Consider the following 14,387-nt stretch of genomic DNA (forward strand, 5'->3'; position numbering starts at 1 on the left):
TCCTGTTCGTGGGTAAACCCGCTCCCGTACGAAGCACCGCGGGCGTTGCGGGAGCGGGTTTACCGTGAAGGCACCTCTTCGTTTTTGCGCAGACTGCGCCACAACGCTGCAACCATCGCCGCGCTGACAACCGCCCAGCCCCACGCCTGGACATTGTTCGCCCCTTCGATGAACAACTGCGGTGCGATCCCGGCCCCTACAATGAGCGCCAGCAACGCGATCTCAGCCCTGGGTGCCGCCACGGGGCGCGCCAGGTAGACCACTGCCGGCAGCACCAGTGCCGCCGTTGGGAAGCTGCGATAACGCGGGTCGAACACCATCGCCAGCATGCTCACCGCCGCCGCGAAACCCGCCGCCAGCAGCCACCATCGGGCGTGATGTTCCAGCCAGGCGAACAGACGCTCACGCCAGCCGCCGCGAGCGGCCAGTGCCAGCGCGCCATGGGCCAGCACTACCAGGTTGAGCCCGGCCAGCCATCCTGCCCACACCCACTCGCCGGTGAAGCGTGCGTTCGTGCGCACCAGCTCGCCCCACAACCCCAGGCTTGCCGCGCCCAGCGCGGCCAGCAGCGGCAGCAGCGTGGCCGCGTGCCGATTGCCAGGTCGTCCAGCCAGCAGCAAGGTGGCCGCACACAGCAGCACACCTGCCAGCCACCACTGCGTCCAGTACGGCAGGTTGCTCACCGGTCCTTCGAGCACGCCCTTATCCTGACGGTCGGCGTCGTACAGCCCCCAGTAACCGCCAACTGCTCCCTCGCTGGCGCGCTTCCAGGGCTGGTCAAAGGCTTCGATCAGGTTGTAGCGCCAACCGTTGGCTTCGGCCAATGCAACGAAACCACGGATGAAGCGTGCTTCGTTGGCTCGGCTTGGTGTGGCGGTTTCACGCTGGCGCCCTTCGCTGGGCCAGCCGGTCTCGCCGATGAGAATGTCCTTGGGGGCAAAGCGTGCGCCGAACTGTCGGCGCACATCGGCCACATGGGCCAAGGCATCGTCGATGCCGCGGGGGTCGTCCTCCCAGTAGGGCAGCAGGTGGATGGTGAGAAAATCCACCTCCGGTGCTATCTGCGGATGCTGCAGCCAGAATTCCCAGACGTCGGCATAGGTCACCGGTACCTTCACCTGGCTTTTGACCCGGGCGATCAAGCCAGCCAGGCGGTCGCCGGTCACTTCCTTGCGCAGTAACGCCTCGTTACCAACGATTACGGCGCTGACCACATCCGGATTGGCGTTGGCCGAGGCAATCAGCGCGTCGACCTCCTTATCGGTGTCCACCGGGTTGGCATTGACCCAGGCGCCAAGCATCACCTTTAGCCCATGTTTGCGCGCCAGGCCCGGAATCGCCTCGAGACCGGTCATCGAGTAGGTGCGGATGCACTCAAATCGCTCGGCCAGCAGCGCAAGGTCCGCGTCCATGCGGGCCGGACGCAAGCGGAAGGGTTGGTCGAACGGCGACTGGTCCTTGTCGAACGGCGTATAGGAGGCGCACTGCAATTTGTGCGTAGGGCTGGCCGCATCGGGCAGGTGCACAGGCTTGCCAAGCCCGTACCAGAGCGACCCGAGCCCGATCAGGGCGAACAAGCAGGCGATCAGGTAGAGGGGCAGAAGGCGTGTGCTGCTGGGCATCGGGCGGTCCGTCGTCAGGTGCAAAGGGCTAGATGATAGCCGCAAACGCTCTAGATCAAGTATTCACCATGCAAGGATCACGCAGGGCGCATGATGGCTCAGTGATTGATGGCGATTTGCTGTCGTTTATCGGTCGGTAAAGGTCGTGCTCAGAGCAGGTCGGCTATGGTGTGAGGATGATGATGCAACTTCCGAGACCTGACGAGGGGATGCTTTGATGGCTACGTTTACAAGAATGCGACGTGTCCTGGGTGTGGGGACAGCCCTGGTTTTGTCCATGAGCGCTGCACAGGCAATGGCCAAAGAAGTAAGCATAGGTTACGTGGATGGTTGGTCCGACAGTGTGGCAACCACCTATGTGGCCGCCGAAGTGATCAAGCAGAAACTCGGTTATGACGTGGACCTCAAGCCCGTCGCCACCGGCATCATGTGGCAGGGCGTAGCCACCGGTAAGCTCGACGCCATGCTGTCGGCCTGGCTGCCGGTCACCCACGGGGAATACTGGGGCAAGAACAAGGACAAGGTGGTCGACTACGGCCCCAACTTCAGGGATGCCAAGATCGGCCTGATCGTGCCGGAGTACGTCAAGGCTGCCAGCATTGCCGACCTCAAGACCGATGAGAGCTTCAAGCACAAGATCGTTGGCATCGACGCCGGTTCCGGCGTGATGCTCAAGACCGACCAGGCCATCAAGGACTACGCCCTGGACGGTTACAAACTGCAAGCCAGCTCCGGCGCGGCGATGACTGCCGAACTGGGCCGCGCCTACGCCAAGCAGCAGTCCATCGCCGTGACCGGCTGGGTGCCGCACTGGATGTTCGCCAAGTGGAAACTCAAATTCCTTGAAGATCCGAAAGGTGTGTACGGCGCCGCCGAAACCGTCAACAGCATCGGCAGCAAGGAACTGGCGACCAAGGCGCCAGAAGTGGCCGAGTTCCTGAAGAACTTCCACTGGCAGTCCAAGGATGAGATCGGCGAGGTCATGCTGGCCATCCAGGAAGGTGCCAAGCCCGATGCCGCGGCCAAGGATTGGGTTGCCAAGCACCCAGAGCGCGTGAAGGAGTGGACCGGCAAGTAATCAGCCTCTGTAGTCGACTCTGCTGTTTTCGCGGGTAAACCCGCTCCTGCAGGTATTGCACAGGCCTGTATGAGCGGGTTTACCCGCGAATTTGTTACGCAATCTGTAAAACACCGTTGCATCTAAGACTAAGGTCGTCTGGTTGGTGTCCATCGGCAGAATAAAGTAAGGGCGGGTTCTCCCTTATTTGCGTTGCTGCTAGGACAAAAACAATGAACGACAGCATCTACCAATCGATACAGAACAGTCCGCGCTTCAAGGAACTGGTCACCAAGCGCGAGCGTTTCGCCTGGATTCTTTCGGCGATCATGCTCGGTCTCTACTGCGGCTTCATCCTCCTCATCGCCTATGGCCCGCAAATCCTGGGCTCCAAGCTCAGCCCTGACTCGTCGATCACCTGGGGCATTCCCTTGGGCGTCGGCCTGATCGTTGCGGCATTTGTCCTGACCGCTATCTACGTGCGTCGCGCCAATGGCGAATTCGATGAGCTGAACAAAGAGATCCTCAAGGAGGCGCAACAATGATCCGCCAAGCCAAAGCCCTGGCCGTACTGGCCTGCGGCGCTTTCGCACCCGCCGTGTGGGCCGCCGATGCCCTGACCGGCGAGGTGCACAAGCAGCCGCTCAACGTCTCGGCGATCGCCATGTTCGTCGCTTTCGTCGCCTTTACCCTGGGTATTACCTATTGGGCCTCCAAGCGCAACAAGTCGGCCTCGGACTACTATGCCGCGGGCGGTCGTATCACGGGCTTCCAGAACGGCCTGGCGATTGCCGGTGACTACATGTCGGCCGCTTCCTTCCTAGGGATTTCCGCGCTGGTGTTCACCTCCGGCTATGACGGCCTGATCTATTCGATCGGCTTTTTGGTCGGCTGGCCGATCATCCTGTTCCTGATTGCCGAGCGTCTGCGCAACCTGGGCAAGTACACCTTCGCCGACGTGGCTTCCTATCGCCTCGGGCAGAAGGAAATCCGCACGCTGTCGGCTTCCGGTTCTCTGGTGGTCGTGGCGTTCTACCTGATCGCCCAGATGGTCGGTGCCGGTAAGCTGATCCAACTGCTGTTTGGCCTGGACTACCACGTCGCGGTGATTCTGGTGGGTATCCTGATGTGCCTGTATGTGCTGTTCGGCGGCATGCTGGCCACTACCTGGGTACAGATCATCAAGGCCGTGCTGCTACTCTCCGGCGCGAGCTTCATGGCGCTGATGGTGATGAAGCACGTAGGCTTTGACTTCAATACCCTGTTCTCCGAGGCGATCAAGGTCCACGCCAAGGGCGAGGCGATCATGAGCCCGGGCGGCCTGGTCAAGGACCCGATCTCGGCGTTCTCTCTGGGTCTGGCGCTGATGTTCGGCACCGCCGGCCTGCCGCACATCCTGATGCGCTTCTTCACCGTCAGCGACGCCAAGGAAGCGCGCAAGAGCGTGCTCTACGCCACCGGTTTCATCGGTTACTTCTACATCCTGACCTTCATCATCGGCTTCGGCGCGATCCTGCTGGTGAGCACCAACCCGGACTTCAAGGACGCCGCTGGCGCCCTGATCGGCGGCAACAACATGGCGGCGGTGCACCTGGCCAATGCCGTGGGCGGCAGCGTGTTCCTGGGCTTCATCTCCGCAGTGGCCTTCGCCACCATCCTGGCGGTAGTGGCGGGTCTGACCTTGGCCGGCGCCTCGGCGGTGTCCCATGACCTGTACGCCAGCGTATGGCGCAAGGGCAAGGCCAACGACAAGGACGAGATCCGTGTGTCGAAGATCACCACCATCGCCCTGGGCGTGCTGGCGATCGGCCTGGGCATCCTGTTCGAGAACCAGAACATCGCCTTCATGGTGGGCCTGGCCTTCTCCATCGCCGCCAGCTGCAACTTCCCTGTGTTGCTGCTCTCGATGTACTGGAAGAAGCTGACCACCCGCGGCGCCATGATCGGTGGCTGGATGGGCCTGGTCAGCGCGGTCGGCCTGATGATCCTTGGCCCAACCATCTGGGTGCAAATCCTCGGCCATGAAAAAGCCATCTACCCGTACGAGTACCCGGCGCTGTTCTCCATGCTCATCGCCTTTGCCGGTATCTGGTTCTTCTCGGTGACCGACAAGTCCAAGGCTGCCGAAGACGAGCGCGCGCTGTTCTTCCCGCAGTTCGTCCGTTCGCAGACCGGTCTGGGGGCCAGTGGCGCGGTTTCCCACTAAGGTCTTGCTTCTGCCAATGACGCCCCGCCAGTCGGGGCGTTTTTATTGGCTATGAGAAATTTCGCAATCCCATAGGACGTTTCGCAGTTTCATTGGGACCAGTCTCGTTAAAAAGGTAAGCCAGATTGCCCACACTTCCCGCTTCGACCCCGTACTTCCGGCAAGGCCGATTGACGACCTCATGGGGCGCTTTTACACGTTGAAGCCCGTTGCATGACTGATGCCTGGATGTAGGTTTCGTCTGACACGCCAGGCGGATGTTTCCTATTACGTTTGGGAGGTGTCCGACTATTCATATGCGTCAATCAGCGAACAATAGATCCAGTGATAGTCAATTGGCCACTATCGGACTTCTGCAAAGGCCAACTGCTGATTTGTAAAGGATGACACTCCATGAAAGTTGTGATCGTGGACGACCACCCCTTCATCCGTTCCAGTGTGAGCATGCAGCTTCGCCAGGACAGGCTCGAGGTGGTCGGCCAGGCAGACAACGGCGTCGATGCCGTGCGCCTGGTGCGCGAGCATGTGCCGGATCTGGTGGTGCTGGATCTTGTGCTGCCCGACATGGACGGCCTGCAGGTTCTGCTCCGGATTCGGGACATGCCTCAGCCACCGAAGGTCTTGGTGCTGACTTCGCACCTGGCCGACTATTTTTCCTTGCGATGCATGCGGGCAGGGGCGTCGGGATTTTTGTCCAAGAGCGACAATCTCGATGAGCTGAGCAAGGCCGTGCTGGCCTTGCGCTCTGGGTACAGTTATTTCCCGGATGTGTCGTACAGCTCCGTCAACCATAAGGACATGATCACCACCGAAGCTCAACGCATCGCTGCGCTCAGCGACCGTGAAGTGATCATTTTCCAATACCTGGCGCGTGGCATGAGCAACAAGGTCATTGGTGAATTGATGCTGATCAGCAACAAAACGGTCAGTACCTACAAGACACGTTTGCTGGAAAAACTCAGGGTGAGCTCGTTGATCGAGCTGGCCGACCTCGCTCGCCGCAATCAGCTCATCTAGAACATTTCTCCGTGCCCTTACGTCTTTTACTGACGGCGTTGCTGTATTGCATCGCCGTCTCTGTCGCCCATGGTGCTCCACAACTCAACACGCATCCCTTTTCCGAAGGTGCGCGGCCGGACCTGGACAATCGACAGCTTCGTTGGTTGTGGGAGCGCCGCACCTTGCGCCTTGGGGTGATCGATCGAGAGAACCCGCCGTTCGAAATTCTGGGCACAGGCTTGTCTTTCGAAGGTATCACCGCCGACTACGCCAGCCTGTTGGCTGCACAGTTGCGGCTACAGGTGAAGGTCAAGGTGTACACGTCCTTGGGCGGTGCAATCAAAGGCTTGCGCGAGGGGGATATCGACCTGCTTGGCTCGATGACACTGGAACAGGCCAAGGCCCAGGGCTTGCGGCTGTCCCGCCCCTATGTCAGCGATGCGCCCACCTTGTTGGCGCCGAGCATGCGTGCGCTCCTGGACACCAGGCAGGCTGTGCGGCTGGCAATGGTCGACGGCTACCGTGCACCGGATCAGGTGGAGGCGGCCTTTCCCCAGGCCCAACTGCAAACCTTTCCTTCGCCGGCGAGCGCCTTGGCCGCGCTGTCGCTTGGCCAGGCGGACCTTTACCTGGGCAGCGCGCTGGGTGTGCGCTATGTGCTGGGGCGCAATGAGTCTGGTGGCTTCGAGGAGGTTGGGCGTGCCAGTCTGCCTGAGCAGATGCTCGGCTTTGCCATGGCCGAGGGCGCCAGTCCGTTGGCGGATCTGATCGATATCGCTCTGGACAGCCTCTCGGTGTCTCAGCGCCTTGAGGTGAGCAAGCGCTGGCGGCCCACGTTGATCGACAGTCACCATCCCGAGCCTCTGCAATTGAGTGTCGCCGAGCAACTCTGGCTGCGCGACAACCCGCGCGTGACGGTATTGGCCGATGAGCATCTGGTGCCGTTGAGCTATCACGACGCCAACGGCAACTGGCGAGGCATGAGCCTGGACATCCTGCAGTTGATCGAGCGTCGTACCGGTTTGCAGTTCGATGTTCGGCCTGGCGGTACCATCGAGCGAATGATCGATCAACTGCGCCAGGGGCAGGCGCAGTTGATCGCCGGCTTGCCCGATAGCCCCGGACGGCGCCGATATTTGAGCTTCAGTCGTGCCTACCTGAGTGCACCGCGGGTATTGGTGACGCGCGATGAACCGCAGGCGCCGACAGCGCTTGCGCAGTTGCAGGGGCAGCGGTTGGCGCTGGTCCAGGGCAGCGCTGTGCAGGACGAACTGCGACAGCACCATCCAAAGCTTCGTCAGTTGAACGTCGCAACCCCTTTGGACGCGCTGCACGCCGTGGCCAAAGGCAAGGCCGCCGCTGCCGTGCTGTCACTCGACGACGCCCGGCCGCTGATCATCCGCTGGTACCCGGGACGCTTGAAGATCGGCGCCAGCCTGGCACTGCCGCCTGTGCATTTCGCCTTGGCGAGCCTTCGCGGCGCGACAGAGCTGCAAGGCATCATCAATAAGGCCATGTTCAGCCTGGCACCACAGGAAATCGACGCGCTGGTGCGCCGCTGGCGCAACCCCATGATCGTCGCCGACGGCAACTGGCCTCGTTACCGGGCCAAGGTGATGGCAGGCTTTGCCGTGATCGTCGTATTGCTGGCCATGGCATTGCTGTGGGTGCGTTATCTGCGGCGCCTGCACCTGCAACTACGGGGTGCCAAGCAGGACGCCGAGCAAGCCAACCAGGCCAAGACCCATTTCCTGGCCACCATGAGCCATGAAATCCGCACGCCCTTGCATGCGGTGCAGGGCATGCTCGAACTGGCCCAGCGCAAGGCGGCCCAAGGGGTACTCGATCGGCTGGCCATCGAGGTTGCCAGCGATGCGGCACGCGGCCTGCTGGAGCTGATCGGCGACATACTCGATATCACGCGTATCGAGTCCGGGCACCTGCAGCTGGTGCTTGAGCGGGTTCGATTGGATGAGCAGGTTGCCCGGGTCGTGCAGCTTTTTGCCCAACAGGCCAAGGGTAAAGGGCTGGAGTTGCTCTTGGACACGCAAGGTCCGGTCGATACGCAGGTGATGCTCGATCCGCTGCGGTTCAAGCAAGTGCTGGCGAATCTGTTGAGCAATGCGGTCAAGTTCACGCCCCAAGGCCATGTGCGGGTGTGGGTGCGGGCCTTGCAGGATGAAACGAGGCTGCTGGTCGAGTTGCATGTCGAGGACACCGGTATCGGCATCGATGCAGCAGAGCTGGATGCGCTCGGCCAGCCTTTCCGCCAGGCCAGCAATCAGCGTCAATCGGCCCGCTGTAGCGCCGGCCTTGGCCTGGGTATCAGCCGCAGCCTCTGCCAGATGATGGGCGGCGACCTCAAGTTGCATAGCGTCCTGGGGCAGGGAACGCGTGTGGAACTGAACCTTGACCTGGCGCTGGCACCTGAGCGTGAGCAGGCCCTGCCCGCCAATGCGCCTCCGGACCTGGCGGGGGAACTGCGCTTGCGGGTACTGGTGGTCGATGATTATCCGGCCAATCGCCTGCTGTTGGCCCAGCAACTGGACTTTCTCGGTCACCATGCCCGGGTGGCCGAGGATGGCTCGCAAGCACTGCGTCTGTGGCTCAAGGAGCACTTCGATGTGGTGATCAGCGACTGCAACATGCCGCAGCTCAACGGCTATGCCTTGGCCCGAGCCATTCGCGAACACGAGCGTCGCAGCGGCAGGTCGCGCTGTCGCTTGATCGGCCTGACGGCCAGCGCCATGACGCGCGAGCGCCGGCGGTGTCGTGCCGTGGGCATGGATGATTGCCTGTTCAAGCCCCTCGGCCTGGATAGCCTGCAACGGGCACTGGCCGATGGCATGCGCCAGCAAAACGCAGAGCAGCCCATGCTCGACCTCGAACACCTGCAACGTCTAGTCAACCGGGACCAGGCTGCGCTCAAGGCCTTGCTGGGTGACCTGCGCAGCAGTAACCGAGAAGACCTGCAGCGCCTGGAGGCTGTGGGCAACGATGCGTCGGCATTGGCGGAGCTGGCCCATCGCGTGAAGGGTGGGGCGAGAATCGCCCGGGCTGATCGACTGTACGACCGCTGCGAACAGCTCGAGCGCAGTTGTACCGCGCAACCGCTGGATGTCGAGCGCCTGCGCAGCGATGTCCAGGCGCTACGCCGAATGATGATGCAGCTGGAGCATCAATTGGCAAGGATGCCAACCCACGGTTTTCCAGGCTGAGTGCCGTCTGAAATTTCCACAGTACGCTCGGAGCGGTCCTGCATATACACGTACAGCGCATGCCGATAATTCACTCCGTCAGCGGCGAATTGCCGAGATGACATTTGAGATTTTTCAAGGAGATGAATGGAATGAAAGCGCGTTTTCTGGCTATCCCTTTTCTGGCGCTGGCGGCAGGTTCGGTGACAGCCGCCGAGACGATCGAGAAGCAGGTCCAGGTCGTTGCCCAGGTACCGACCGAGAAGTTCTATGTCGAGCCAGTCGGCAACTGGATGGACGATCCGCAAGCGCTTACCTGGAACCCGCAGCGTGAGGACTTCAGCGAAATTCGTCGTCAGTTCCAGGCCAAGAGCACCATCGGTCCAGTGACTGCCTTCCTGCTCAACCAGCCAGAGGTCGTCAGCGGTATCGACAAATTCGGCCTGAATGTCACCCTGGCTGGCAAGGCGCTGGGCCTTACGCCTGTTCCGCTGTTGACCAAGGAGCAGGCCGCTGCCGGCACCACCATGGATTTCGTGGTCAGCGCGGTGAAACCAGCCGGTGGTTACAAGGCTGGCTCCTATCAAGGCATGGTCAACATGATGTTCGAAAGCGAAGCTCCAGGCGGCGCCTGATCCCTCTCTGCGGCACACCGCACTCCCTCTTCATTGCCTCCCTCCGCTGCTCGATGTTCTTCGAGCGGCAGGGGGTAGGCTTTGCCTGCGGAAAGAGTCATGTTCCACTTCATTGCACTTCACCGTTGTCTGCGCGGTTGGCTGGTCTGTAGCACCTGCCTGATGCCCTTGCAGACCTGGGCCGAATCTCAGGTCCCACCTTCGGTGGTTCGCCAGTTCGATGGGTTGCCGCGCGAGTTCGAGGCGCATTTTTTCGACGTGCCGCTGGCGGTTCGCGTCGAGCTCGACGGGCGCTATCTGGGCGACGCCATGGTGATCCTGACCCGCGACGAACGCGTGCAACTGCTCGAGTTCACCGATACCCAGGAAAGCCGGGAGTCGCCTGTGGTCCGGCGTCAATGGCAGGAGCGTCTGCAGGCCGGGCGCCTGCTCGGAGACTGCACCCGCAACTGCCCCGATGGGTTGCAGGCCATCCATTACAGCCTGGCCAACTCCCAGCTCTCGCTGGTCACGGCCAATGCCGAAAACAATGCGCAACAGTTGCGCTATCACAAGATGCCCGAAGGCGGCAGCATGGGCTTGCTGGTGCGTAACCAGCTCAACCTTGTCCATGATGGTGACGACACCACCGGCCGCGTCGCGTTCCAGAGCCAAGGCAGTCTGGGCAACTGGACCGCGGTCGCCGATGCCCAGGCCGACCGTGTCAGCCAAAGCCAGGCGGGCACACGCTATCGCATGGACCAGCTCTATGCCGAGCGTCTGCTCGAACAGAATTTCTTTCGCCTGGGTTACTTCACCCCGGGTGCCCAGGGCCTGACGCGTCAGCCCACGTTACTGGGTGACGCGCCCGATACCACGCTCGGGTTGATGTTCGGCAGCAGTGACAGTCTGCTGATCGACAACGGCCAGCCCAGCTCCACGCCGATCTATGTCACGCCCAATCGCCAGGGGATCGTCGAGATCTACCGCAACGGCGTGCTGATCAACAGCCAGCCGGTACAGCCGGGTCTGCAAACCCTCGATACCCGCGTTTTGCCTGGTGGCATCTACGAGGTGGAAGTGCGCCTGCTCGAAGACGGTCAGGAGACCTCGCGTACCGAGGCGTTCATCTACAAGCCTTCCAATTGGCGCAACCCGGAAAGCCGCTGGCGCTACAACGCCTACCTGGGGCAGCAAACCAGCCTGTTGAACAACTGGGGCTATGAACGTCAGGACAGCTTCGGCGCCGGCGTCATGAGCAATTACCTGCTGCATCCGCGTGCGGTGCTTGGCCTGTCCGCTCAGCGAGTGGACGAGGCGCTGCAGTACGGCACCTCGCTGGACTGGGATGTCCTGGAACGGCTGAAACTCTATGGCAACGTCAATTACACCGAGGATCGCGGCACGGGCTACGACATGCAGCTCATCCAGTCCTACGCCCAAGGCTCTATGGTCCTCAGTCACAGTCAGTCGTGGGTCGAGACCGGCCGCACCCATCGAGGCGAGGCGTCCCGGCAGGAGCAACGCAGTCAGTCGAGCCTGTCGCTCAGCCACCGGGTCACCCAGCGCAGCAGTGCCACCTTGCGTCTGTCCCACAGCTCAGGTTCGGCCAGTGGTACAGGCATCGACTTGGGCTGGGCGTTCTTCGGGAAGATGTTGGGCTCGGAGACCAACTGGCGTCTTTCGGTGTTCGACCGCCCCGGTACCGCCAGCAGCGGCGATGCGCGCAGCCGTGGCGTCAACCTGACGCTGAGCATGAACCTGGGCGGGCCAGGCAAGCGTATCGCTGCCAGCCTGGGCAGCCGCACTTCCCGTGATGGACGCAGCGACCAGCACGCGTCGGTCTCCTATCAGCAGGATGTGGACGCAGGCCCTGTGCAAAGCCTGGGCATCAGCACGACGGTCGACCGCTACGGCAGCGGTTTCGGCGGCAATGCCCAACTGCAAAGCGACAGCTTGTACGGGGATGCTTATGCGCAAACCTCGACCCTCAACAACAAGCTCAGCGCCGGCCTGAATCTGCAGAGCATCACGGCCTTCGGTGGCGGCAAGATGGCCATGAGCGGCCAGTATCTGACACACGAGGCGGGTCTGATCGTGGATGTGGACTCCGATGTCGATGGCCTGAAACTGCGCGCCGATGACCAGCAGGGCAGCAGCGCCAATTTGCGTCCAGGTCGCAACATCATCCCGGTCACGGCGTTCAAGTCAGGTCATGTGCAGTTCGATTTCGACGGGGACGATGCTCCGGCTGCTGTCATTCAGCCGTCGAGCCTGGACTATCACCTCAACCGGGGGGGCGTGGAGTACCGCCAGTTGCATGTGATGCGAACGGTCACGGTGCTTGGCAGGCTGCTCGACGAGAAAGGCCAACCCATGCGTGGCGCGCATGTCATCAACCATGCCAGCCGCGGTGTCAGCGAAGTCGATGGGTTCTTCTCGGTGGAAATGAGCCATTCCACGCCGACTTTGGAAATTCGCCAGGCCGGTGCGGTGAGCTGCCTGCTCAGCTTGCCGGTGAGCAGCTTGAAGCGTGAAGGGGATGTGCTGCTGGCGGGCGACCAAGTGTGCCGCACCAGCAGTCTGGCCGATCGCGGCAACGCACCCACAGGTGATTCATGAGATGCGGCCTGCGGTATCGAGGCCGCAGGCCAAGGATGTGCTTAGCAAATCGGAGGTTGAAAATGCACGGGTTCAAATCGCTGTGTCTGGCGCTGTTGTTGGTACCACTGGTGGCCAAGGCAGGCCCCGAGCTCAACGTCGGCGGTCTTTACGACTACCTGGACGACGGCAAGAGCACCCTGCTCAAACGTATCTACAACGGCGGGGACGCCACGGCCTTCGTAAAGGTCAGTGTCGCCGAGCTGGTCTACGGGGCAGACGGGGTGCCAAAGGAAGTGGACCTGGAGCAATTGCCTCTGGAGCAGCGCGGCGTGATCGCCAGCCCCGCACGACTGATCGTGCCGGCGCGCGGCATGCAGGCCGTGCGCCTGCTGTATCGCGGTGAGCGCGACAAGGAGCGCTACTTCCGCCTGCGCTTCGTGCCTGTGCTGCCGGAAAAGAACGATGGCTTCGCCATCAGCGAGGAAGAGGCCAAACAGTACAGCGATACCCTCAAGGCCGGCGTTCAATTGCTGGCAGGCTATGGCACTTTGCTGTTCGTTCGCCCTCAAGGCGCGCACTTTCGCACGCCCATGCATCGTGAGGGCGCGGACTTCGTGGTGGCCAACCAGGGCAACAGTACGGTGGTGCTGGACAACTTCCGACATTGCGTTCGAAACGGCACCGAATGCGTTGCAGGCACCAAGCATCACCTCTTGCCCGGTGTGACGCGCAAGTTCCCCGAGCAGCCAGGGCGTGAGTATCGCTTCGAGTTGCTCGAAGGAGGGCAGCGCCAGGAACTGGCGTTCAAAGACTGAAACGGCCCACGCCCATGCATGATCACCAGGAGGGCATGTCGATGGGGTATTTCCCCGCGGGGTTGCGAGCGGCCGTGGTTCTGCTCGTTCTTTTGCTATCGTCGTGGGCCGAAGCGGCCAATGTCACGATTGGTGCGCGGTTTCGTACCGAGACGGGCAGCCAGTTCCTGCGCTATGGCTCGTCCAATGAGTGGATCTGCAAAACCTGGCGAGACCTGTGCAAAAGCGCGTCGGAAAATGCAGTGGACCTACCGATCAGTTATCGCAAAACGACCCTTAAGGACAGGCTGGCTCGGCAGCAGTATTACGTGAGGGTTCCGCAGCCTCGAAGCCTGCTGGTGCGTCGTGACGGTGGTAGCGAGACCTTGAATTTGAAGTTCGAGGTCACGCATATCAGCCAGTACGCGATCGTAACTGCCGAAAGTCCTGTAGCCAGCAACAGCCCGATTGCGACACGCGATGTGCAAGGCTCGTGCAGCGTGGTGCGTGCACCGTTTCCGCCGGAGGGGCTTGGGGGCACCTTTCAATGGGCGTTCTGGGAGCGTGATTCGAAGTGGTGTTACGCCAGCAGCCCGCGAGGAGAGTCGGGCGATCTGAAAGTCTCGCTCGTCAGCCGAACGGGAATCGGCTACAGGCTGAGTCTGCCAGCACCGACCAACATCGTCTCAGGCATATACAGGGGGACTCTCGTCTTCACGATGGAGGGCGCCGCTGCGGATTTCGACTTCGGTGAAGGTGTCCGGGACTTGGACAGCACGCTGACGGTCGAATTCGAGATCGATCTACGGCACGAACTGAAGGTCGAGTTCCCGCCGGGGACGGACCGTGCCGTGTTGGAGCCACCAGGCGGCTGGGGGGTATGGTCCGGTGGGCGAGCGCCTGCTCAGATTACACGCGACCTGCCGTTTCGCCTGACCACATCCGGTCCTTTGACCGTGTACGCAACGTGTTCCGATCAGCTTCCCGGTACCTCGTTATGCCTGATCGGAAACGACCAGGGGCATCGTGTGCCCTATTTCGTCGAGATGACGCTTCCCTCCAGCGTGCAGCATGGTAACGGGCCAGTGCAGCGGCTGATCATCATTCCCGACCCATTCCGTGCACGGCGGTTGGTGCCGGTGTCGGCTATCGCCAATGCAAAAGGGACGTTGCATCTCACCGTGCGAGCAGGGCATGTCGGCAGCATGCTTGGATACCCCGGCAGTACCTACGCAGGGACGGTAACGCTCATCTTCGATGCGCAGGTGCTCTAGCACTTTTGTGCGAACGCGTT

At 61.5% G+C, this 14,387-nt stretch carries 10 protein-coding genes; 9 read left to right on the plus strand and 1 reads right to left on the minus strand.

Going from position 1 to position 14,387, the window contains the following annotated elements:
• Nucleotides 1-59 precede the first annotated feature (59 nt).
• The gene (locus HMPREF3173_RS10905; RefSeq protein ID WP_070573048.1) at nucleotides 60-1,622 is read right to left on the minus strand and encodes a glycoside hydrolase family 17 protein; all 1,563 of its coding nucleotides are present in this window, start codon (nucleotides 1,620-1,622) and stop codon (nucleotides 60-62) included.
• 217 nt (nucleotides 1,623-1,839) lie between these two features.
• Between HMPREF3173_RS10905 and HMPREF3173_RS10910 the strand changes: the two genes are divergently transcribed.
• From HMPREF3173_RS10910 to HMPREF3173_RS23915, 9 genes are all read left to right on the plus strand, one after another.
• Entirely contained in the window at nucleotides 1,840-2,700 is an 861-nt protein-coding gene (locus tag HMPREF3173_RS10910) for a glycine betaine ABC transporter substrate-binding protein (RefSeq protein ID WP_070573050.1), read from the plus strand.
• A gap of 212 nt (nucleotides 2,701-2,912) precedes the next feature.
• On the plus strand, nucleotides 2,913-3,224 hold the full coding sequence (locus HMPREF3173_RS10915; RefSeq protein WP_043206637.1) for a DUF485 domain-containing protein: 312 nt from the start codon (nucleotides 2,913-2,915) through the stop codon (nucleotides 3,222-3,224).
• Nucleotides 3,221-4,885 (plus strand): cation acetate symporter, encoded by a 1,665-nt coding sequence (locus tag HMPREF3173_RS10920; RefSeq protein WP_043206636.1) that lies wholly within the window; start codon nucleotides 3,221-3,223, stop codon nucleotides 4,883-4,885. The genes HMPREF3173_RS10915 and HMPREF3173_RS10920 overlap by 4 nt, the downstream gene beginning before the upstream one ends.
• Before the next feature lie 393 nt (nucleotides 4,886-5,278).
• Nucleotides 5,279-5,902, plus strand: coding sequence for a response regulator transcription factor (locus tag HMPREF3173_RS10925; RefSeq protein WP_070573051.1), 624 nt, complete (start codon nucleotides 5,279-5,281; stop codon nucleotides 5,900-5,902).
• 11 nt (nucleotides 5,903-5,913) lie between these two features.
• Complete coding sequence (locus tag HMPREF3173_RS10930; protein ID WP_256544387.1) at nucleotides 5,914-9,102, plus strand: transporter substrate-binding domain-containing protein; 3,189 nt, start codon at nucleotides 5,914-5,916, stop codon at nucleotides 9,100-9,102.
• 131 nt (nucleotides 9,103-9,233) lie between these two features.
• Nucleotides 9,234-9,716, plus strand: a complete 483-nt coding sequence (locus HMPREF3173_RS10935; RefSeq protein WP_043206633.1) for a CS1 type fimbrial major subunit — start codon at nucleotides 9,234-9,236, stop codon at nucleotides 9,714-9,716.
• A 99-nt stretch (nucleotides 9,717-9,815) separates the two neighbouring features.
• Nucleotides 9,816-12,317 carry a TcfC E-set like domain-containing protein gene (locus HMPREF3173_RS10940; protein WP_070573055.1) on the plus strand — a complete coding sequence of 834 codons (2,502 nt, stop codon included), beginning with the start codon at nucleotides 9,816-9,818 and terminating at the stop codon, nucleotides 12,315-12,317.
• A gap of 62 nt (nucleotides 12,318-12,379) precedes the next feature.
• Nucleotides 12,380-13,114 (plus strand): pilus assembly protein, encoded by a 735-nt coding sequence (locus HMPREF3173_RS10945; RefSeq protein WP_043206632.1) that lies wholly within the window; start codon nucleotides 12,380-12,382, stop codon nucleotides 13,112-13,114.
• A gap of 14 nt (nucleotides 13,115-13,128) precedes the next feature.
• On the plus strand, nucleotides 13,129-14,367 hold the full coding sequence (locus HMPREF3173_RS23915) for a hypothetical protein (protein ID WP_083299996.1): 1,239 nt from the start codon (nucleotides 13,129-13,131) through the stop codon (nucleotides 14,365-14,367).
• The last annotated feature ends 20 nt before the right edge of the window (nucleotides 14,368-14,387 follow it).

The sequence above is a fragment of the Pseudomonas sp. HMSC08G10 genome (assembly GCF_001808425.1).
GTDB classification, from domain to species: Bacteria; Pseudomonadota; Gammaproteobacteria; order Pseudomonadales; family Pseudomonadaceae; genus Aquipseudomonas; species Aquipseudomonas guariconensis.

What these genes read in the sequence shown, in the direction of transcription:
- HMPREF3173_RS10935 (WP_043206633.1), top strand. Translation starts at nt 9,234, where the DNA reads ATGAAAGCGCGTTTTCTGGCTATCCCTTTTCTGGCGCTGGCGGCAGGT.
- HMPREF3173_RS10920 (WP_043206636.1), top strand. Translation starts at nt 3,221, where the DNA reads ATGATCCGCCAAGCCAAAGCCCTGGCCGTACTGGCCTGCGGCGCTTTC.
- HMPREF3173_RS10910 (WP_070573050.1), top strand. Translation starts at nt 1,840, where the DNA reads ATGGCTACGTTTACAAGAATGCGACGTGTCCTGGGTGTGGGGACAGCC.
- HMPREF3173_RS10915 (WP_043206637.1), top strand. Translation starts at nt 2,913, where the DNA reads ATGAACGACAGCATCTACCAATCGATACAGAACAGTCCGCGCTTCAAG.
- HMPREF3173_RS10905 (WP_070573048.1), bottom strand. Translation starts at nt 1,622, where the DNA reads ATGCCCAGCAGCACACGCCTTCTGCCCCTCTACCTGATCGCCTGCTTG.
- HMPREF3173_RS10925 (WP_070573051.1), top strand. Translation starts at nt 5,279, where the DNA reads ATGAAAGTTGTGATCGTGGACGACCACCCCTTCATCCGTTCCAGTGTG.
- HMPREF3173_RS10945 (WP_043206632.1), top strand. Translation starts at nt 12,380, where the DNA reads ATGCACGGGTTCAAATCGCTGTGTCTGGCGCTGTTGTTGGTACCACTG.
- HMPREF3173_RS23915 (WP_083299996.1), top strand. Translation starts at nt 13,129, where the DNA reads ATGCATGATCACCAGGAGGGCATGTCGATGGGGTATTTCCCCGCGGGG.
- HMPREF3173_RS10940 (WP_070573055.1), top strand. Translation starts at nt 9,816, where the DNA reads ATGTTCCACTTCATTGCACTTCACCGTTGTCTGCGCGGTTGGCTGGTC.